Source organism: Bradyrhizobium sp. CCGE-LA001 (assembly GCF_000296215.2).
GTDB lineage: Bacteria > Pseudomonadota > Alphaproteobacteria > Rhizobiales > Xanthobacteraceae > Bradyrhizobium.
Window position 1 is genome coordinate 1,378,207 of the sequence record NZ_CP013949.1, and the last position, 17,660, is coordinate 1,395,866.

General features: G+C 64.7%; 21 protein-coding genes and 1 riboswitch. Of the genes, 10 read left to right on the top strand and 11 right to left on the bottom strand.

Annotation, left to right across the window (positions count from 1 at the left end; genetic code table 11):
* The first annotated feature begins 61 nt into the window (after positions 1-61).
* Together BCCGELA001_RS06640 and BCCGELA001_RS06645 are read left to right on the top strand one after the other, a co-directional pair.
* The gene (locus BCCGELA001_RS06640; RefSeq protein WP_008144861.1) at positions 62-265 is read left to right on the top strand and encodes a tautomerase family protein; all 204 of its coding nucleotides are present in this window, start codon (positions 62-64) and stop codon (positions 263-265) included.
* Between the two features lie 185 nt (positions 266-450).
* Positions 451-843, top strand: coding sequence for a thioesterase family protein (locus tag BCCGELA001_RS06645; RefSeq protein WP_008544451.1), 393 nt, complete (start codon positions 451-453; stop codon positions 841-843).
* Here BCCGELA001_RS06645 and BCCGELA001_RS06650 read toward each other — a convergent pair.
* The 3 genes from BCCGELA001_RS06650 to BCCGELA001_RS06660 all read right to left on the bottom strand — a co-directional run bounded on the left by BCCGELA001_RS06650 (position 789) and on the right by BCCGELA001_RS06660 (position 3,823).
* Positions 789-2,225, bottom strand: coding sequence for an NAD(P)H-dependent oxidoreductase (locus BCCGELA001_RS06650; RefSeq protein ID WP_236840822.1), 1,437 nt, complete (start codon positions 2,223-2,225; stop codon positions 789-791). The two genes, BCCGELA001_RS06645 and BCCGELA001_RS06650, sit on opposite strands and share 55 nt — an antisense overlap.
* Before the next feature lie 77 nt (positions 2,226-2,302).
* Positions 2,303-3,130, bottom strand: a complete 828-nt coding sequence (proC, locus tag BCCGELA001_RS06655; protein ID WP_236840823.1) for a pyrroline-5-carboxylate reductase — start codon at positions 3,128-3,130, stop codon at positions 2,303-2,305.
* Between the two features lie 192 nt (positions 3,131-3,322).
* Positions 3,323-3,823, bottom strand: coding sequence for a YbjN domain-containing protein (locus BCCGELA001_RS06660; RefSeq protein WP_008544463.1), 501 nt, complete (start codon positions 3,821-3,823; stop codon positions 3,323-3,325).
* A gap of 453 nt (positions 3,824-4,276) precedes the next feature.
* Positions 4,277-4,435, top strand: a riboswitch (FMN riboswitch).
* Between the two features lie 77 nt (positions 4,436-4,512).
* Between BCCGELA001_RS06660 and BCCGELA001_RS06665 the strand changes: the two genes are divergently transcribed.
* Positions 4,513-5,115 carry a 6,7-dimethyl-8-ribityllumazine synthase gene (locus tag BCCGELA001_RS06665; protein ID WP_060737520.1) on the top strand — a complete coding sequence of 201 codons (603 nt, stop codon included), beginning with the start codon at positions 4,513-4,515 and terminating at the stop codon, positions 5,113-5,115.
* A gap of 168 nt (positions 5,116-5,283) precedes the next feature.
* Here BCCGELA001_RS06665 and BCCGELA001_RS06670 read toward each other — a convergent pair whose 3' ends face one another.
* From BCCGELA001_RS06670 to lgt, 7 genes are all read right to left on the bottom strand, one after another.
* Entirely contained in the window at positions 5,284-6,318 is a 1,035-nt protein-coding gene (locus tag BCCGELA001_RS06670) for a D-alanine--D-alanine ligase family protein (RefSeq protein WP_008544473.1), read from the bottom strand.
* Entirely contained in the window at positions 6,315-7,343 is a 1,029-nt protein-coding gene (locus tag BCCGELA001_RS06675) for a putative zinc-binding metallopeptidase (protein WP_008544475.1), read from the bottom strand. The genes BCCGELA001_RS06670 and BCCGELA001_RS06675 overlap by 4 nt, the downstream gene beginning before the upstream one ends.
* Before the next feature lie 213 nt (positions 7,344-7,556).
* Positions 7,557-8,510, bottom strand: a complete 954-nt coding sequence (locus BCCGELA001_RS06680) for a ribose-phosphate pyrophosphokinase (RefSeq protein WP_060737521.1) — start codon at positions 8,508-8,510, stop codon at positions 7,557-7,559.
* A 194-nt stretch (positions 8,511-8,704) separates the two neighbouring features.
* Complete coding sequence (locus BCCGELA001_RS06685; protein WP_060734893.1) at positions 8,705-9,322, bottom strand: hypothetical protein; 618 nt, start codon at positions 9,320-9,322, stop codon at positions 8,705-8,707.
* Positions 9,323-9,601: 279 nt separating this feature from the next.
* Positions 9,602-10,369, bottom strand: coding sequence for a peptidoglycan editing factor PgeF (pgeF, locus tag BCCGELA001_RS06690; protein ID WP_008544486.1), 768 nt, complete (start codon positions 10,367-10,369; stop codon positions 9,602-9,604).
* Positions 10,369-11,484, bottom strand: a complete 1,116-nt coding sequence (locus BCCGELA001_RS06695; RefSeq protein ID WP_008544489.1) for a class I SAM-dependent methyltransferase — start codon at positions 11,482-11,484, stop codon at positions 10,369-10,371. Before BCCGELA001_RS06695 ends, pgeF begins: the two co-directional genes overlap by 1 nt.
* Before the next feature lie 22 nt (positions 11,485-11,506).
* Complete coding sequence (lgt, locus tag BCCGELA001_RS06700; RefSeq protein WP_008544491.1) at positions 11,507-12,352, bottom strand: prolipoprotein diacylglyceryl transferase; 846 nt, start codon at positions 12,350-12,352, stop codon at positions 11,507-11,509.
* Positions 12,353-12,575: 223 nt separating this feature from the next.
* On the opposite strand from lgt, the gene BCCGELA001_RS06705 reads away from it, so the two are divergent.
* From BCCGELA001_RS06705 to ychF, 4 genes are all read left to right on the top strand, one after another.
* On the top strand, positions 12,576-12,839 hold the full coding sequence (locus BCCGELA001_RS06705) for an accessory factor UbiK family protein (protein ID WP_008544494.1): 264 nt from the start codon (positions 12,576-12,578) through the stop codon (positions 12,837-12,839).
* Positions 12,840-13,139: 300 nt separating this feature from the next.
* Positions 13,140-13,859, top strand: coding sequence for a 50S ribosomal protein L25/general stress protein Ctc (locus tag BCCGELA001_RS06710; RefSeq protein WP_008544496.1), 720 nt, complete (start codon positions 13,140-13,142; stop codon positions 13,857-13,859).
* A gap of 58 nt (positions 13,860-13,917) precedes the next feature.
* Positions 13,918-14,523, top strand: a complete 606-nt coding sequence (gene pth, locus BCCGELA001_RS06715; RefSeq protein WP_008544497.1) for an aminoacyl-tRNA hydrolase — start codon at positions 13,918-13,920, stop codon at positions 14,521-14,523.
* Between the two features lie 121 nt (positions 14,524-14,644).
* Entirely contained in the window at positions 14,645-15,742 is a 1,098-nt protein-coding gene (gene ychF / locus BCCGELA001_RS06720; protein ID WP_060734894.1) for a redox-regulated ATPase YchF, read from the top strand.
* Between the two features lie 142 nt (positions 15,743-15,884).
* Here ychF and BCCGELA001_RS06725 read toward each other — a convergent pair whose 3' ends face one another.
* Positions 15,885-16,181: a DUF4282 domain-containing protein gene (locus BCCGELA001_RS06725; protein WP_008544511.1), complete on the bottom strand. Its 297-nt coding sequence runs from the start codon at positions 16,179-16,181 to the stop codon at positions 15,885-15,887.
* A gap of 174 nt (positions 16,182-16,355) precedes the next feature.
* Between BCCGELA001_RS06725 and BCCGELA001_RS06730 the strand changes: the two genes are divergently transcribed.
* The 3 genes from BCCGELA001_RS06730 (at position 16,356) to BCCGELA001_RS38250 (ending at position 17,632) form a co-directional block, all read left to right on the top strand.
* Positions 16,356-16,808: a MaoC family dehydratase gene (locus BCCGELA001_RS06730; RefSeq protein WP_008544513.1), complete on the top strand. Its 453-nt coding sequence runs from the start codon at positions 16,356-16,358 to the stop codon at positions 16,806-16,808.
* Positions 16,808-17,287, top strand: a complete 480-nt coding sequence (locus tag BCCGELA001_RS06735) for a MaoC family dehydratase (RefSeq protein ID WP_008544515.1) — start codon at positions 16,808-16,810, stop codon at positions 17,285-17,287. The genes BCCGELA001_RS06730 and BCCGELA001_RS06735 overlap by 1 nt, the downstream gene beginning before the upstream one ends.
* 198 nt (positions 17,288-17,485) lie before the next feature.
* Positions 17,486-17,632, top strand: a complete 147-nt coding sequence (locus BCCGELA001_RS38250) for a hypothetical protein (RefSeq protein WP_008544517.1) — start codon at positions 17,486-17,488, stop codon at positions 17,630-17,632.
* Positions 17,633-17,660: the final 28 nt, after the last annotated feature.

Here is a 17,660-nt window from a genome sequence, read left to right on the forward strand (position 1 = left end):
ATCCACGTCTTGTTTGATGGCGACCGTCAATGGCCGGCGTCCGGCCGCAAGGGAGAGAAAAATGCCTGAGATCACTGTCAGCATGGCCGAAGGCCGCACCGACGAGCAGAAGGCCGGCATGATGCGCGACATCACCCAGGCGCTCGTGAAGAACCTCGGCGTCGACGCCGATGCCGTCGTCATCCAGATCAACGAAGCCCCGCTCCGCCACAAGATGAAGGGCGGCAAGACCTTCGTTGAGCGCGCGGCGGCGGCGAAGAAGTAGTCAAGGCCGCTTCGGCAGATACAGGCGTCGTCCCCGCGAAAGCGGGGACCCATAACCACAGGAAGTAGCTGTGGAGGCAAGCTGGTAACTCCGAGTCTTCGCCAAACTCAATCCTGTGGTTATGGGTCCCGGATCAGCGCTCGCTACGCTCGCTTGTCCGGGACGACAGCGGAGTTCGAGGCCCCATGGACGCACGCGATTTCATCACGATCGGCATGAACGCAGACCGCACGCTGGTGGTCCCGACGGAGCGCACGGTCGGGCATTTCGTGTTCGGCATGCCCATGGTCTATGCGACGCCGATGATGATCCTGGAGATGGAGATGACGGCGGGCGATGCGATCCGCGCCGCGCTTCAGCCGGGCTGGGTCACCGTTGGCACCGAGGTCGACATCCGCCATCTCGCAGCCGCGCTCGTGGGAGCCACGGTGCGGACCACCGCGCAGGTGGTCGCGGTCGAGCGCCGCGTCATCCGCTTCGAGGTCGAAGCGTTCGAGGGCACGCGCAAGCTCGGCGAGGGGCGTCACGCCCGCGGCCTCGTCAACGTCGAGATGTTCAACAAGCGGTTGGGGGCGTAGTGCAGCCGGTTCGGCGCGACTTCGCCTAACCTAACTGCGTGCCGGCGATGATAGAACGCTTCCTGCTCCCGGCGGACACGTACGGCAGGCAGCGTCTCGTCAATCGCCACATCGGCCCAGGTGATGCAGGAGTCCTTGGCGACCGCCCTGGTCAATCTTACATTGTGTGCAAGCCCGAGCGGCAGATAGCCCTCTGCAAGCGACGTGCTGGCCGGCGTCAACTTGCCGAAGACGGTGTAGCCGCCCTCTCCGTCGAGCGTATCTCCCTCGCGCAGGTTCTTCTTGGCTGTCGCGGCAACATCGGCGTTGAACGTCGTTGCGACTCCTGTCGCCTCCTTGCGCAGAGCGATCGAGGCCACCGAGATTCCAAGCTCCAGACCTATGAGATGCCACTTCTTGTACGAGCTCATGTAACGCCCGCTTGGATCGGTGACGACGCTGTATTCCTGGAAGCAGTTACGGATGTAATCGCTGTCGCCTTCGAAACAGACCCAGACACCCTTGCGGATGTCGTTGGGGATCGGTTTGCCTTCGGTCGTCAAGCAGGACACGACTTCGACCTGGCCCTTGGCTTCCAAAATGCCGCCCTCGGAACGGGGGCGCATCAGCGTCGGGATGTCGTCGACCGATCCCGGCGGGAATGCGAGGCCTTGCGAAGGCGCAGCCAGCCCGGTTGCGTTCGCGATCGCGGCAGATTCGATCGCCGGCTTGGAGCCGTCGAGGAACGCGTTGAACATTTTTGGATTCATGCCGCCGCGCGCGGCCTGCTCGGCGGTGAGTCCCCAATGATCCCAGACCGTTTCGGGCGTCGATTCCCGATAATGCGGCAGCCATTTGTGGCCGCGGCCGGCCGCCACGACCGGGAAACCGCAGGCCCTTGCCCAATCGACGAGGTCGCAGGCCAGAGCCGGCTGATCGCCATAGGCGAGGCTATAGATCACGCCGGCCTGCCTGGCTCTTTGCGCCAGGATCGGCCCGCAGAAGGCGTCGGCCTCGACGGTCACGTTGATGACGGCCTTGCCCGCAGCAAAGGCACCAAGGCAATGCTCGACCGCCGCGACGGGATTGCCGGTGCATTCGGCGATCACCTCGATGCCATCGCACGTCACCAGCGCTTGCCAGTCGTCGGTCAGGAAGGTCGTGCCGGTCTTGCGCGCATCCTCGAGCGAGCTTGCTGCGAATTGCTCCGGGCGCCAGCCGACCCGGTCGAGGTTTTCACGGGCACGCGACGGTGACAGGTCCGCAATTCCGACGAGATGGACGCCCGGGGTGCGCAGAACCTGATGCAGGTACATTGCACCGAACTTGCCCGCCCCGATCAGCCCGATCCTGATGGGGCGACCCTCGGCCTGTCGTTCGAGAAGTTTCGCGTAGAGGTTCACGATCGCTCTCCCTGCCGGCAACAGCCTGGACCGCCTCGCATCCGGCCGCCCGGGAGGCCGAAGCGCTCTTGATCTGTCTACTTCGCCAATTCCTTCGAGCGCTTCGCCGCCGCGGCGATCGCGCGGATCATCAGCTCGCGCAGGCCGGGCTCACCCATGAGAACACCGAGCGCCGCAGCGGTGGTGCCGCCGGGCGAAGTGACGTTCTGGCGCAGCGTGCTGGAGGGAAGCTCGGACTGGTGCAGCAGCTCGCCGGAGCCGGCGACCGTTGCGCGCGCAAGCTTCGTCGCCAGCGTTTCGGGCAATCCGGCCTCGACGCCGGCGCGGGCGAGCTCCTCGGCGAGCAGGAATACATAGGCCGGGCCCGAGCCGGATACGGCGGTGACCGCGTCCATCAGGCCTTCATCCTCGACCCATTCCACCGCGCCGGTGGCGCGCAGCAGCGCATCGGCCACCGCGCGCTGCGCGGCGCTGACACTTTTCGCGGCGACCGCAACGGTGATGCCGCGGCCGATCGCGGCCGGCGTGTTCGGCATCGCGCGCACCACCTCGCCGCCGCAAACTTCTTCGAGTGAAGCAATCGTGGTGCCCGCCATGATTGAGACCACCGACGTTTTGTCCGAGACGAACGCTTTCAGCTTGGCGCCGGCCTCACGGAACATCTGCGGCTTCACCGCGACGACCAGCGTCTCGACCGGACCAGCCGCCTTCGCGTCCGGATTAAGCGCAACGCCCTTGGCCGCGAGCGCAGTGATCTCGGGCGAGACCTGCGGATCGATCACCGCAACGCGACGCGGATCGAGCCCGCCCGCCAGCCAGCCGGTCAGCATCGCGCCGCCCATCTTGCCGGCGCCGGCGAGCAGGATGGTGCCGGTGATGTTTTGGAGGAGGTTGTTGTCTGCCACTGTGATCACCCGAGCAAAAGGTGTCGTCCCTGCGAACGCAGGGACCCATAACCACAGGCGGTTCTAGTAGATGGAAGGCGGAGCAACAAGCGTTGTGCCACGAGGGGCATCGCGCGGTATGGGGTCCTGCGTTCGCAGGGACGACGAAGAGGAGGGAGAAGTGGACCTCCTCACTTTGCTGAAGAGCAGGCCTTACGCCTCGCCCACCGTGTCGAACATCGCGGCGTCCATCGCCTCGGCCGTGGTCTTGCCGGCCCACACGACGAACTGGAACGCCGGGAAGTAGCGTTCGCAGGCGTGGATGGCGCCGGCGAGCATGGCCTCGCATTGTGCGGTCGAGGCGGTGAGGCCGCCCGGCAGCACCAGGGCCTGACGGTGCATGACCATGCCGGTATTGGTCCACAAATCGAAATGGCCGACCCACAGCTGCTCGTTCACGGCGGCGACGAGCCGCTGCACCTCGCCGCGTCGCGCGGGCGGAATCTTCATGTCGAAGGCGCAGGCCAGATGCAGCGCCTCGATCTCGCCCATCCAGGTGAAGGAGAGCTGGTAGTCGGTCCATTGTCCCTTCGAGACAATCGTGAGTTCGTCTTCGCCGGAGCGTTCGAACGGCCAGTTGTTGCTGGCAGCGATATCCTCGACCACCGCGAGCGGATGGCTTTTGGAATCGATAGTGCCTTCGAGCAGGGACATGCCGTCTCGACCTCTTGCCTTCTTGTTGTGTTTGATACGCACGCGGCTGGCCCGGCGAACTCCCTCAACGTCGCTAGCGAGCCCCTCGGAAGCGCTGCTGCGATTCCTCGGTGTCGCTCTTGCGATCCCCTTGGATCAGCGCGGGCCTGTCGCGGATCAAGTGATGTGATTTGCGGAATCTGCGCAACGGGGTCGCGAGTCCGTCCACAAGCCAGGACTCGTTCGTCCACAGCTCATCTCCGCCACAATTCTTAACGCAGGAGGCCGCAATCCCGTGGAGGAGAACAAACCGGAATCGGATTCGCGCGGAAGGGCGCCAAGCCTCAAATTCCGTCCCGCGAGGGCCGGACCGCTGCCATGGCATGGGACCATGCGATTTGCCCATGCGGAACCCGCTTGCCGCGGTGGCGCGCGAGCGGCATATTTCCAGGCAGGCCGTTCATCCCGAACGGCCGATGTTCTCAGGGCGGGGTGAAAGTCCCCACCGGCGGTAAGGGCCGAAAGGCCTAAGCCCGCGAGCGCCTTCCGCGAGGGTGATCCCGAAGGGAAGGGTCAGCAGATTCGGTGCAACTCCGAAGCCGACGGTCAAAGTCCGGATGAAAGAGAACGGTCGGTGGCAGACGCATCGCAAGATGCGGCTGTTTGTCGTTCCGTGTGCCCTGATTCTGGTCCTTAAACCGAGGAAAGCCATGAATCAGATGTTGCAAGATCCCCAAACCGCAACTGTACAAGCCGAAACTTTACAAGCCGAAACGTCCCAAGCCGAAATTGAAGTAGGCCAACCGCCGGTTCCGAAAGGACCTGCGACCGAGCACCCGCGCTTCGCAAAGCCGCAGCGGGTGGCCTTCGTGCAGGCCTGCTGGCACCGCGACGTGGTCGAAGAGGCCCGCATCGCCTTCATGAGGGAGGCCGAGGCGCGGCACCTCACCCATGTCGACGTGTTCGAGGTGCCCGGCTCGTTCGAGATTCCGCTGCACGCACAGGTCCTCGCCAAGACGCGGCGCTACACCGCCATCGTCGCGGCCGGCCTCGTCGTCGACGGCGGCATCTACCGCCACGAGTTCGTCGCCGACACCGTGATCAAGGCGCTGATGGACGTGCAGCTGCGCACCGAGGTGCCGGTGTTCTCGGCCGTGCTGACGCCGCAGCAATTCCACGAGACCGAGGTGCATTACGACTTCTTCCGCAGGCATTTTGCCATCAAGGGCGTCGAAGTCGCGGCCGCCTGTGCCGAGACATTGCTCGGCCTCGAACGCCTGCGTGGCCAGGTCGCCGCGGGAATCGTGGGGTAGGCAATGGTCGTTCCGGGGCGCGCGCAGCGCGCGCCCGGAAGCCATTGGTCGACACGGATTGCTGCAAGATGGATTCCGGGTTCGGCGCTGGCGCGCCGCCCCGGAATGACAATGCAAAACTCGTCAAGCAGCTTCGACAGCGGCTCTCGGCCGCTGTGCCGGCCGTTGTCAGCCCAACGACACACCGGCCTTCGCCCGGCTGATCCCGAGGGTCAGGATGCGGTGCAGGAGGTCGGGGTATTCGAGCCCGGCATGCTGGGCGGCCGTGGCGAATTCCTGGCTCTTCGCGATCTCGGGGTTAGGATTGGCCTCGATGAAATACGGCGTACCATCGGCGGCGAGACGGAAATCGATGCGCGCGTAGCCGTCGAGGCCAAGCGCCCGGTAGATGCGTTTCGCGGCGCGCTGGATGCGTGCGGTCACTTCGGGCGCTAGATCCTTCGCCGGCCCGTCGACGATGCCGACCTTCTCCTGATAATCGGTGTCGTGCTTGGCTTTCTCCGTGGCGATGTGCCGAGACCTGCGTCCGCCCATGCTGCCGAATTTCAGCTCCCAAACCGGCAGGACACGTAGCCGGTTATTGCCGAGCACGCCGACATAGAGCTCCCGCCCCTCGATGAACTGCTCGGCGATGGCCGCGGATTCGACCCGCTCGTGGATGAATGCGACGCGTTCGGCGAGCTTCTCGTCGGTATCGACGATCGAGGCCTGCGAGATGCCGAACGAGCCGTCCATGTTCAGGCTCTTGACGATCAGCGGCAGCGCAAGACGCGTCGGACGTTTCACCTTGCGGCGCATCGGGAAGACGGCGAAAGCCGGCGCCGCGATCCGGCGATGATGCACCAGCGTCTTCGACAGATCCTTGCCGCGCGCCAGGATCAGGCCGCGCGGGTTGCACCCAGTATAAGCGACCTTCATCAGTTCGAGATAGCTCGCGATGTGCTGGTCATAGGCGACGTTGTTGTGGAATTCTTCCAGCAACGTAAACACCACGTGCGGCTTGAACTCCTCGATCGCCTCGCGCACCGGCTTGATCTCGTCCTGGGCGCCGAGGGCGCGAACCTCGTGGCCGGCCGCGCGCAGGGTGTTCACGACATCGTATTCCGTTTTCCACGTGTTGATTTCCTGCGCGCTGTATCCGTCGCTCGAGTCCGGCGGCAGGAAGTCCGGATGCATCAGCACCAGAATACGGAGGCGTCTCATAGCGCGATCCATTTGCGCCGAGACGGGCCAAACAGCGCGTGCATCGTCTTGGCGGTCACGAGGACGATGAAATCGAGAACGAGCTTCTGTTCGGGGCCAACGGCCCGCAAATCGAGATCGCGGCAGCGGGAGATCATCTCGTCAAGCACCGCATCGAGCGTGAGCTGGTTCTCACCCGTCCAGCGCGCAACCAGTTGCCTGATCTGGGCGCGGTGCCGCCTGATCAGGCTCGAGGCCGGCGTTGACCGATGGTGCCGCGGATCGGCTGAAAACAGCCGGGAGAGGTCCCTGTCGTAGGTCTTCGGCGGCGAGAACGCATAGAACGCCTGCTTCTTCTTGTAGTGCTCTTCGAGTGTCTGGCTGAGCCGACTCAGGGGATCGACACGCTCCCGCGTCGTGATCTGCGGCCGCTTTCCCGCGATCTCGCCCATCAGCTCGTCGACATATTCGAGCTTCTTCAGCGCCGGCCAGCCGGCATATCGCGTTCGCCAGTTCGAGCGCGGCCGCAGCCACACCGCAAAGGTCTCGGCGAAATCTTCGTCCGGATGGCTCTGCGCATACCAGAGCCGAAGGTGCTGGACGTAACGCCGGCTTGCAGGATTGGGCCGGTAATAGCGCGGGTAGTGTTTCGACGACGGGCCGAACAGCTGCTGCCAACGCCGCCGCCGCTGCAACTGGTAACCGTGCTGCAAGGCGTGCCCGGCTTCGTGACGGAGGATGGCCATGCACTCGCGCCAGGTTCCGCCCTCGACGTCGAACATCATCTTCTTCTCGAGCTTCATCAGGCGCGGATGGGCGAGGTAGAAGGGGATGGCGATCCCGGGCACGTCGCCCGGACTGAACCATTCGCTCGAAATCCATGTGTGCGGCCGCAGCCGGATGCCACGCTCTTCGAGCTCCTCGTAGAGCGTGCCGACGCAGTCCTCCAGCCAGGTGCCTTCGACCGTTACCCTCAGGCTGCGGAGACGTTGCTTGAGCAACGCATCATCCGACAGCTTTTCCCAAGCAAATTTCCGGCGTGGCATCAGGCGTCCAGAGGGGCAGGGATGACTCGGTATCTGGATGATGTCATGGGCCGGCGCCGGCAACAACCCGCGGGGGCTATGAGGGGCCGTGGCGTAGGGGAGGTCGTCGTCACTCCGGGGCGGGCGTCGCACGCGCCCGACCCAGCGATCTACGCGGATTGCTGAAAGATGGATTCCGGGTTCGGCGCTGGGCGCCGTCCCGGAACGACGGTCTCAGTCGAACAGGCTCGACACCGACTCTTCCGCCGCCGTGCGCGCGATCGCGTCGGAGATCAGGCTGGCGATCGGAAGCGTGCGGATGTTCGGTGCCTTGGTCACCGCCTCGGTCGGCAGGATCGAGTCGGTGATCACGAGCTCCTTCAGCTTGGAGCCGGAGATGCGTGCGGCCGCGCCGCCGGAGAGCACGCCGTGGGTGATGTAGGCGTAGACGTCCTTGGCGCCCTTGGCGAGCAGCGCGTCGGCCGCATTCACCAGCGTGCCGCCGGAATCGACGATGTCGTCGACCAGGATGCAGCTGTAGCCGGAGACGTCGCCGATCACGTTCATGACTTCGGATTCACCGGGACGCTCGCGGCGCTTGTCGACGATCGCGAGTGGGGTGTTGATGCGCTTGGCGAGGCCGCGGGCGCGGGCCACGCCGCCGACGTCGGGCGAGACCACCATCACCTTGCCGAGGTCGAAACGTTCGCGGATGTCGCGCACCATCAGGGGGGCGGCGAACAAATTGTCGGTCGGGATGTCGAAGAAGCCCTGAATCTGGCCGGCATGCAGGTCGAGCGTCATGACGCGGTCGACGCCGGCATGGCTGATCAGATTGGCGACGAGCTTGGCCGAGATCGGCGTGCGCGAGCCGGAGCGGCGGTCCTGCCTGGCATAGCCGAAATAGGGGATCACTGCGGTGATGCGGCGCGCCGAGGAGCGGCGCAGCGCGTCGGTGATGATCAAGAGCTCCATCAGATTGTCGTTCGCCGGAAACGACGTCGACTGGATGATGAAGGCATCCGAGCCGCGGATGTTCTCCTGGACCTCGACGAAGATCTCCATGTCGGCGAAGCGCCGGACCACCGCTTTGGTCAGCGGCATGTTGAGGCCCTGCGCGATGGCTTGGGCCAGAGCCGGATTGGAGTTGCCGGCGACGAGCTTGATGGAGCCGTTTTTGGCCGACATGGACGCTTCCTCCCGCGCTTTGCTGGATACGACGTTCAACATCAGAAAATACCCACTGGCAGCACGGTTACGACGGGCGAGGAAATATCAGGCGAGAGGCCGCAATGGCAACCCGGGATGCTACGTTTTCCCTTCGAAAATCCTGAGTCGGGCCAACGGTTTGGCCGCGACTTGAGGCCGTGGTTTAGCGGTGGTTATTGCGCGGCATAGCCAAGCGCCGAGGCCGGCATGTCCGGCACAGGTGTCTCCTTGATCACGCTTGCCACCGCCGGTCCGCGCAGGTTCGGCGCTGCGCCGGGAGCATCCGGCGTCCCGTTGATCATGTTGGAAAGTCCGCTGAATCCGGCCTGGGCGATCTTGCGCAAGACGAGGTCGTCGGCAGCGCCCCAGGCGTCGCGGCCGGCCTTCGCGGAGGTGGGTTCCTCGCCGGACAGGCGCAGCGCCCGCTGCTGGTTGGCGTCGTAGACGTCCCAGACCCAGGCGATCACGGTCTTGCCACGGACGATTTGGGCGGAGAGGTAGCTGCGCACGCGGTAGGCGGCGGAGCCCTCGCGGGAGACCACGGACAGGCTGCGCAGCTTGGATTCGCTGTCGAGCACGCCGACCATGCGGTCGAATACCTGCGGCGGCGGCCCGTCGATGGATTCGAACGCCACGGTGGCGCCGCTGCTGCCGCTCGGCGCCATCGCATAGGAGTTGGCGGCACCACTGCCGCCTCCCGCGCAGCCGCCAAGCGCGGTCGCCGCTGCCAGCAGCATGACCGCCAGCACGCGCGAACCTGCACGGCCCAAGATGAACGACGCGTCCCTCATTATGGAGGGCAGCGATATCGTTAAAATCGATTAAGGTCTAGGGCGGCGGCGACACAACGCACGGTCCTGCCGCCCCGGAATGACACGGGGTTGCCCGTGTGTTCACGCTTCGACCGCGCAGCCTTCAAGGCGACGGTGCGTGTCCCGGACGCGCTGTGGCGCGCAGTGCCGCTGCGCTGAGCCGGACCCAGATGGCCGCCGAGATCGAGATTGAAGAGACATGGGCCCCGGCTCAACGGCGCATCACTTGCGTGCTCGCCGCGTCCGGGGCACGAGATCTCACGCTTCGAGTGCGATCGCGTGAATGTGGCGGCCGTAATCCGGCTCCTTGCGATGCACCGAGCGGCGATAGCTGAAGAAGCGTTCGTCCGCATAAGTATCGAGGCCGAGATCGTCGATCATCAGGATGCCGGCGGCTTCGAGCCGCTTGCGGATGAAGCCGGCGAGATCGAACATCGCATGGCCCTCGCGCACCGACGGGATGAAGAACACGGCATTCTCCGCATCCGCTTCGATGAAGCGCGTGACGAACTCGTTGCCGACCTCGTAGCTCTCCTGCCGGATCAGCGGGCCGATCGCGGCGATGATGCCGCCGCGGGTGGCACCGAGTTTCTCCATCGCGGCGATCGTTGCTTCGAGCACGCCGCTCAGCGCGCCCTTCCAGCCGGCATGCGCGCCGCCGATCACGCCCGCATTGGGATCGACGAACAGCACCGGTCCGCAATCGGCGGTGGAAACGCCGAGAGCGATGCCGGGTGTCCTTGTCACGAGCGCATCGCCCTTTGGCCGCGGCCCGCTCGGCCAGGGAGTTTCGGCGACGCGCACGTCGGGCGAATGGATTTGGTGCAGGCTGAGGAAGCGCTCCGGCGCGACGCCGACATGCTCGGCCATGCGGCGGCGATTCTCCGCGACGAGAGCCTGGTCGTCGTTGGAGCCGAGCCCGCCGTTGAGCGCCGAATAGATGCCGCTGGAGACACCGCCCTCGCGGGTGAAGAAGGCATGGCGCAGGCCGGGCACCGCCGACAGCAGCGAGGAAGTGAGGGTCATCATTGGCCTCCGGCCTGTTCGAGATCGCTGAGGCCGGCGAGACCCGTCAGCTGCGGCTCGGAGATGCCGATCACCTTGAACATCGAGCCCATGCCGCTGCGCCCGGTATCGGTCAGGCGCTTGAGCGCCACTGAGATGTCGGTGGCGACTTCAGGCGTCGCCTTCTGCATCAAGGCCGCCGCGCGGGTGTCGATGCCGACACGCTTGAGGAAGTCGCCTTGCGTCACCGGACCGTGCACACGTGCGCCGACATCCTCCGCCGCACGCGCCAGCGCCTGAAAATCGACATGAGCAGTGACGTCGGCCTGACCCGGTGCCTTGAGCGGATCGGTGAAAGTGTGGCGCGCGATCGCCTGGAAGGTGTCGCCGGCATCGCTGCGCAGATGGCCGTAGTCAATGATCAGCGCTGCGCCATCCTGGTCACGCACGCGCGTTGCAAGCTTCATGATCTCGCCGTCGGGCCGCCATTCGAACACGGCGCCGATCGGGGCGGCGCGCACCAAGGGCGGCAGCAGCACGTCGAAGCGCGGCGTCGGCTCGGGCGCCGTGCCGAACTGAAGCTTGCCGTTGGGATCGATCTCGATCACGCGCTCGTGCCAGCCGTCCTCGAGTCGAACCATCTGGTGGATCGGCAGCACGTCGAAATATTCGTTGGCGAGGATGATGCTCGGTCCTTCCGGCACCTCGTCGATGCTGTCGTGCCAGGCGATGTTGCGCACGTTCGCCAGCGTCGCGCTCTGCCGCTCGCGCAGCACCGGGTTGACCTCCACCAAGTGGATGTGAAGCGCCTGATAGAGTGGCGGCAGCACGCGCAAGGCGCGCAGCGCATCGGCCATCATGGTGCCGCGGCCGGGACCGAGCTCGATCAGCCGCAGGAATTGCGGCGAGCCCATCTGCTTCCACACCGAGGCGGTCCACAACCCCAGGAGCTCGCCGAACATCTGGCTGACCTCGGGCGCGGTGGTGAAGTCGCCCTCGCGCCCGAGCGGATCGCGCGAGACGTAATAGCCGTAGCGCGGATGCATCAGGCACAGTTCCATGTACCGCCAGACCGGCATCGGGCCTGAGGATTTGATCAGCGCCTTGATCTCGTTGAGTAGCGGCTGGTCGGACACGGTCTATCTTCTCGAGATGAAATTAACTGACGGCCTCGATTGGCTTCGGCGCACCGCGCCTGACAGCCCATACAATAAGTATGAGGCCTACGATAAGCATCGGGATCGACAACAGCATGCCCATGGTTAATCCGCCCCAGAGGAATCCGAGCTGCGCGTCCGGCTCGCGGAAATGCTCGCCGGCGATGCGGGCCAGGCCATAGACCAGGATGAAGGCGCCGAGGATCATGCCGGGCCGCTTCAAGGCACCGAAGCGGATCATGACCGCGAGCACGGTGAAGAGGAGGAGGCCCTCCATGCCGGCCTGGTAAAGCTGGCTCGGATGGCGCGGCAAATGTGTGGGGTCGTTGGGAAAGATCATCGCCCAGGGCAGGCTCGCATCGGTGGCGCGGCCCCACAATTCGCCATTGATGAAATTGGCGATCCGGCCGAGCAGCAGCCCGATCGGCGCGACCGCGGTGGTGATGTCGCCCAGCGACAGGATCGAGATGCCGTTGCGATAGGCAAACCACATCACCGCGACGACACAGCCTAGGAAGCCGCCGTGGAACGACATGCCGCCCTCCCACAATTTGAACATCGCGGCGGGATGCTCGACGAAGAAGGGCAGGTTGTAGAACAGCACATAGCCGGTGCGGCCGCCCAGGATGATGCCGAGCGTGACCCAGAGGATGAAGTCGTCGATCTGCACCAGCGACATCGGCGCGGGGCCGCCCCAGAGGCGCTCCTTCTTCAGCAGCGAGCGCGCATAGAGCCAGCCGAACACGATGCCGCAGATATAGGCCAGCGCGTACCAGCGGATCGCGAAAGGACCGATCTCGAGCGCGATGGGCTTGAAGGCAGGAAAGTCGATGAGAAGAAAGGGCATCGCGCCTTCTATGTCTGAACCAGATTGCGGCGCGAGATTTCGGCGATTGCGCGCCAGCCGACGCCTTGTGATTCCTCTTATGCAGGGACGTTGAATACGATTGCAAGGAAACCGGGGCATGACAAGGATACCGCCGCTTCGCTCTTGAACCGCCCGATGCGGATTGCCATTGTCTTTTCGAGCGTTCGCGCAAAGTTTATCCGAAGCCCGCCAGGAGACCGAAATGACCCAGACCAACAACCGGTTTTTCGACGAGATCGGCCGCCTGATGAACGATGCCGCCGGCGCCGCCCAGGGCGTCAAGCGCGAGTTCGACACGGTGATGCGCACCCAGGCGGAAAAATTCCTGCGCGACATGGATCTGGTTAAGCGCGAGGAGTTCGAGGCGGTCAAGGACATGGCCCGCCTCGCCCGCGAGGAGAATGAAACCCTGAAGGCGCGGATCGCCGCGCTGGAGGCGAAGCTCGGCGGCGCGCCGACGCCCTGACATAAGGGCGCGTGGTCTCGCCAACTCGTCATAGTCGGGCGTGCCCCGGCCATCCATCCCCTTCGAAAGGTGCCGTTCTGCCTGATGGATGCCCCGGCCTTCGCCTCGCCGAAGCGGCTTCGGCCGCGCAGGCGGGTCAAGCCCAGGCATGACAGGGGCCCATTCTCCTTGTCATTTCCGCATCTTCCGGGTAAAAGCCCGCCACGTCTGCGGCCCCCGCACCCCTGGAGGCTTGCTGCGGATGATGCCATGGGCCGCGCTGCGGCCCATTAACTTTTGCAAAAACAAGGACTTAACGACATGGCGACGACCGTCAAGGAATTGAAGGCGACCGCGCGTCCGAAGAGCGGCAAGGGGGCCGCCCGGGCTGAGCGTCGCGCCGGCAGAGTGCCCGGAGTGATCTACGGCAACAACCAGCCCCCCGTCACGATCTCGATTGAGGATCGTGAGCTGCGCCAGCGCATCCTCGCCGGCCGGTTCCTGACCACGCTGGTCGACATCGAGCTCGAGGGCAAGAAGCACCGCGTGATCCCGCGCGACTATCACCTCGATCCGGTCAAGGACTTCCCAATCCATGTCGACTTCATGCGGCTCGGCGAAGGCGCCACCATCCGCATCAGCGTGCCCCTGCACGTGGTGAAGGCGGAAACGTCCCCGGGCGTGAAGCGCGGCGGCACCGTCAACATCGTCGCCCACGCCATCGAGCTCGAATGCGGTGTCGAGAGCATCCCGCAATACATCGAGGCCGACGTCGGTTCGCTGGAAATCGGCCACTCGCTGCATCTGGCGGACGTCAAGCTGCCGGCCGGCGTGAAGGCGCTGACCCGCGAGGACGCGACCCTCGTCACCATCGTGCCGCCCTCAGGCTACGCCGAAGAGCAGAAGGCCGCAGCTGCGGCGGCTGCTGGTGGCGCGGCTCCGGCTGCGGGTGCTGCAGCTCCTGCTGCGGCGGCTCCGGCTGCGGGCGCTGCTGCTCCGGCGGCGGCTGCCAAGGCTCCGGCCGGCGACAAGAAGAAGTAATCTCTCAAAGCTGGCGCGCGGTCCTTGATCGCGCGCCGAGCGAGGGGCGCGCCGCGTCATGCGACTCTTTGTTGGGCTCGGCAATCCCGGCGCGAAATACGCACGTAACCGGCACAATATCGGCTTCATGGCCGTCGAGGAGATCGCGCGGCGTCATGGTTTCGCACCATGGCGCCGTCGTTTTCAGGGCGAGACCGCGGAAGGCACGCTCGGCACTGAGCGCGTGATCTTGCTCAAGCCCACGACCTACATGAACGAGTCCGGCCGCGCCGTGCAGGAGGCCGCAAGCTTCTTCAAGATCGCGCCCGGTGACGTCACCGCGTTCCACGACGAGCTCGAACTGCCGCCGGGCAAGGTGCGGGTGAAGATCGGCGGCGGCATCGCCGGCCACAACGGCCTGCGCTCGATCTCGGCCCATATCGGCAACGACTATCGCCGTGTCAGGCTCGGCATCGGTCATCCCGGCGTCAAGGAACTGGTGCACGGCCACGTGCTGTCGGACTTCGCCAAGGCCGACAATGATTGGGTGGCGACGCTCTGCGATGCGGTGGCCGAGCACGCGGCACTGATCGCCAAGGGCACGGACGCGACCTTCGCCAACAGGGTGCATCTTGCCATGCAGGCGAAGGGATTTTTGACCAAGGACGAGAACGGCAAGGAATGACACTTGTCATCGCCGGACCTGATCCGGCGATCCATCCTTCGAAGGCGATGGATGCGCGGGTCAAGCCCGCGCATGACGAATCCGGAATACATTTACGCGCGGAGCGCGGAGGCCAGGATCTATGGGATTCAAATGTGGGATTGTCGGGTTGCCCAATGTCGGCAAGTCGACCTTGTTCAATGCGCTGACCGAGACGGCCGCGGCGCAGGCCGCGAACTATCCGTTCTGCACCATCGAGCCGAATGTCGGCGAGGTCGCCGTGCCGGATCCGCGGCTCGACAAGCTCTCGGCGATCGCCAAGTCGGCGCAGATCATTCCGACCCGGTTGACCTTCGTCGACATCGCCGGCCTCGTGCGCGGGGCTTCCAAGGGTGAGGGCCTCGGCAATCAGTTCCTCGCCAACATCCGCGAGGTCGATGCCGTCGCGCATGTCGTGCGCTGCTTCGAGGATTCCGACATCACCCATGTCGAGGGCAAGATCGCCCCGCTCGCCGACATCGAGACCATCGAGACCGAGCTGATGCTGGCCGACCTCGATAGCCTGGAGAAGCGCGTCGACAATCTCACCAAGAAGGCCAAGGGCAACGACAAGGACGCCAAGGAGCAGCTCGACCTCGTCAACCGCACCCTGGTGCTGCTCCGTGACGGCAAGCCCGCCCGCCTCGTCGAGCGCAAGGCCGAGGAGGAGCGCGCCTTCTCCATGCTTGGCTTGCTGTCGTCGAAGCCGGTGCTCTATGTCTGCAACGTCGAGGAAGGCTCGGCTGCGACGGGCAATGCGTTCTCCCAGGCGGTGCAGGAGCAGGCTGCCAAGGAAGGCGCCGTCGCCGTCGTCATCTCCGCCAAGATCGAGTCCGAGATCGCGACCATCTCGCGCGAGGAGCGCGCCGACTTCCTGGAGACGCTGGGCCTTGAAGAGGCCGGCCTCGACCGCCTGATCCGCGCCGGCTACACGCTGCTCGACCTCATCACCTATTTCACCGTGGGCCCGAAGGAAGCGCGCGCCTGGACCATCTATCGCGGCACCAAGGCGCCGGGCGCGGCCGGTGTGATCCACACCGATTTCGAGAAGGGCTTCATCCGCGCCGAGACCATTGCGTATGAAGACTACGTTGCGCTCGGCGGCGAAGCCGGCGCCCGCGATGCCGGCAAGCTCCGGCTCGAAGGCAAGGAATACGTCGTCGCCGACGGCGACGTGATGCATTTCCGGTTCAATACGTAAGCATCAGCATCGGTGCCGTAGGGTGGGTTAGACGAGCATATGCGCGAAGCGCATCTGCTCGGCGTAACCCACCATTGTCTCGATCTGCAGAAACAGAAAAGGTGGGTTACCGCTTCGCCTAACCCACCCTACGAGACAAGCCTCATCGCATCCCGCCGCCCTGATCGCGGATCGCGCCGAGATGTTCGTTGATGCGGAAGACGATCAGGATCAGTTCCGCGACGATGCGCGAGAACACGATGCCGACGACGACGCTGGCGATCGATGACAGCAGCACCAGGAAGCCGCCGAACGGGCTGATCGCCATCGCAGCAAGGCCGGAGAAGACGCCGGAGAGGCCGAACAGGCAGATCAGCGCAATCACCAGCCAGTAGAAGGTCTTGATGATCGTGGGGGTGATGAACCGGTCCCACTGAAACAGATCGCTGAATGAAAACATCGCTCTCCCCAGGCAAATCGGGATTTCAAATCGGACCGCGGATCGCGACCCCGGGCTGATCCGACTCAAAGACCACGCCGCCGCGTCGAATGTAGCACGAGCCATGCGGGCCGGCGGGTTGAGATTGCCGCAAAGTGCGGCCACAATCTGTCATTTCCACCAACCCATCCCAAGATGACCCTGACCTTCGAAGATTTCCCGCCCGGCCGGTTCGGAACGTTCGGCCCGCGCCACGTCACCCGCGACGAGATCTTGGCCTTTGCCGCCGAGTTCGATCCGCAACCGATGCACCTCGATGAGGAGGCGGCGGCAACAAGCATGCTGCGCGGCCTGTCCGGCTCGGGCTGGCACCTGTGCTCGCTGATGATGCGGATGATGGCCGACGGCTTCATCACTCGCGCCGCCTCGCTCGGTTCGCCCGGCGTCGACGAGGTGCGCTGGTTGTCTCCGCTCCGGCCCGGCGACGATCTCATGCTCGACGTCGACGTCGTGGAGGCGCGCACCTCGAAGAGCCGCCCCGAGCTCGGCATCGTCAAGTTCAAATGCACCGTGCGCAACGCCAGGGGTGAAGCTCTCGCGGAGATGACCTCGCCGATCCTGATCAAGCGGCGCGAGGGGGCGGTCTGATGCGGTTCTTCGAGGACATCGATATCGGCCAGCGCCGCGAGATCGGCGCCTACACGTTCACCGCGGAAAAGATCAAGACGTTCGCCGCCAAGTTCGATCCGCAGCGCTTTCACCTCGATGAAGAGGAGGGCAAGAACTCGCTGTTCGGCGGGTTAGCTGCCTCCGGCTGGCACGTCGGCTCAGCCTGCATGAGCCTGCTTGTCGCCGATGGCCAGCGCCTGGCGCGCGAAGCCGCCTCGCGCGGCGAGGAGGTTGCGGTGTGGGGCCCGTCGCCGGGCTTTCGCGACCTGCGCTGGATCAAGCCGGTGCTCGCCGGCGACACGGTCTCCTATGTCAACGTCGTCATCGACAAGCGCACGTCAGCCTCGCGTCCCGGCTGGGGCATTTTGACGGCCCGCACCACCGGCACCAACCAGCGCGGCGAGGAGGTCTATTCCATCACCGCCTCGGCCTTCGTGCCGATGCGGAACGGCGGTTAGATCTGTTCCAAGATGGACGGTCGAAATGAAGGCGCGAGTGTTGCACCCGCGCTATGGACGCGATTCTGGGCGGCTGTCATAAGCCGCGCAAAGCTGGTTACCGCGAAGCAGTTTGGCGGAACCAGTGAGGTGCTAACTAATTATGAACCTGTCGCTGTCTATTTGAAACCAATTGGGCAGAGACAGGGGACGAGGACCATGGCAGATCGCGGCGCACTCAAATTCGTTGGTTTCATCTTCGCGACTGCGACGCTGGCCGTGATGCTCGTCGCTGGCATGGTGGTGAAGGGCTATGCCGATGGCGCCTACACCCTGGAAGCCTCTAGCGTCGAAGTCTCCGAGTAAGATTTCGTTAACTATTCGGGGCCGCATC

Excerpts from the sequence above, each read along its gene's own strand:
- BCCGELA001_RS06640 (WP_008144861.1), top strand. The coding sequence starts at position 62 with ATGCCTGAGATCACTGTCAGCATGGCCGAAGGCCGCACCGACGAGCAG.
- BCCGELA001_RS06665 (WP_060737520.1), top strand. The coding sequence starts at position 4,513 with ATGAATCAGATGTTGCAAGATCCCCAAACCGCAACTGTACAAGCCGAA.
- BCCGELA001_RS06735 (WP_008544515.1), top strand. The coding sequence starts at position 16,808 with ATGCGGTTCTTCGAGGACATCGATATCGGCCAGCGCCGCGAGATCGGC.
- pth (WP_008544497.1), top strand. The coding sequence starts at position 13,918 with ATGCGACTCTTTGTTGGGCTCGGCAATCCCGGCGCGAAATACGCACGT.
- lgt (WP_008544491.1), bottom strand. The coding sequence starts at position 12,352 with ATGCCCTTTCTTCTCATCGACTTTCCTGCCTTCAAGCCCATCGCGCTC.
- BCCGELA001_RS38250 (WP_008544517.1), top strand. The coding sequence starts at position 17,486 with ATGGCAGATCGCGGCGCACTCAAATTCGTTGGTTTCATCTTCGCGACT.
- BCCGELA001_RS06705 (WP_008544494.1), top strand. The coding sequence starts at position 12,576 with ATGACCCAGACCAACAACCGGTTTTTCGACGAGATCGGCCGCCTGATG.
- BCCGELA001_RS06645 (WP_008544451.1), top strand. The coding sequence starts at position 451 with ATGGACGCACGCGATTTCATCACGATCGGCATGAACGCAGACCGCACG.
- BCCGELA001_RS06725 (WP_008544511.1), bottom strand. The coding sequence starts at position 16,181 with ATGTTTTCATTCAGCGATCTGTTTCAGTGGGACCGGTTCATCACCCCC.
- BCCGELA001_RS06685 (WP_060734893.1), bottom strand. The coding sequence starts at position 9,322 with ATGAGGGACGCGTCGTTCATCTTGGGCCGTGCAGGTTCGCGCGTGCTG.
- BCCGELA001_RS06710 (WP_008544496.1), top strand. The coding sequence starts at position 13,140 with ATGGCGACGACCGTCAAGGAATTGAAGGCGACCGCGCGTCCGAAGAGC.
- BCCGELA001_RS06660 (WP_008544463.1), bottom strand. The coding sequence starts at position 3,823 with ATGTCCCTGCTCGAAGGCACTATCGATTCCAAAAGCCATCCGCTCGCG.
- pgeF (WP_008544486.1), bottom strand. The coding sequence starts at position 10,369 with ATGACCCTCACTTCCTCGCTGCTGTCGGCGGTGCCCGGCCTGCGCCAT.
- BCCGELA001_RS06675 (WP_008544475.1), bottom strand. The coding sequence starts at position 7,343 with ATGCCACGCCGGAAATTTGCTTGGGAAAAGCTGTCGGATGATGCGTTG.
- BCCGELA001_RS06730 (WP_008544513.1), top strand. The coding sequence starts at position 16,356 with ATGACCCTGACCTTCGAAGATTTCCCGCCCGGCCGGTTCGGAACGTTC.
- ychF (WP_060734894.1), top strand. The coding sequence starts at position 14,645 with ATGGGATTCAAATGTGGGATTGTCGGGTTGCCCAATGTCGGCAAGTCG.
- BCCGELA001_RS06670 (WP_008544473.1), bottom strand. The coding sequence starts at position 6,318 with ATGAGACGCCTCCGTATTCTGGTGCTGATGCATCCGGACTTCCTGCCG.
- BCCGELA001_RS06680 (WP_060737521.1), bottom strand. The coding sequence starts at position 8,510 with ATGTCGGCCAAAAACGGCTCCATCAAGCTCGTCGCCGGCAACTCCAAT.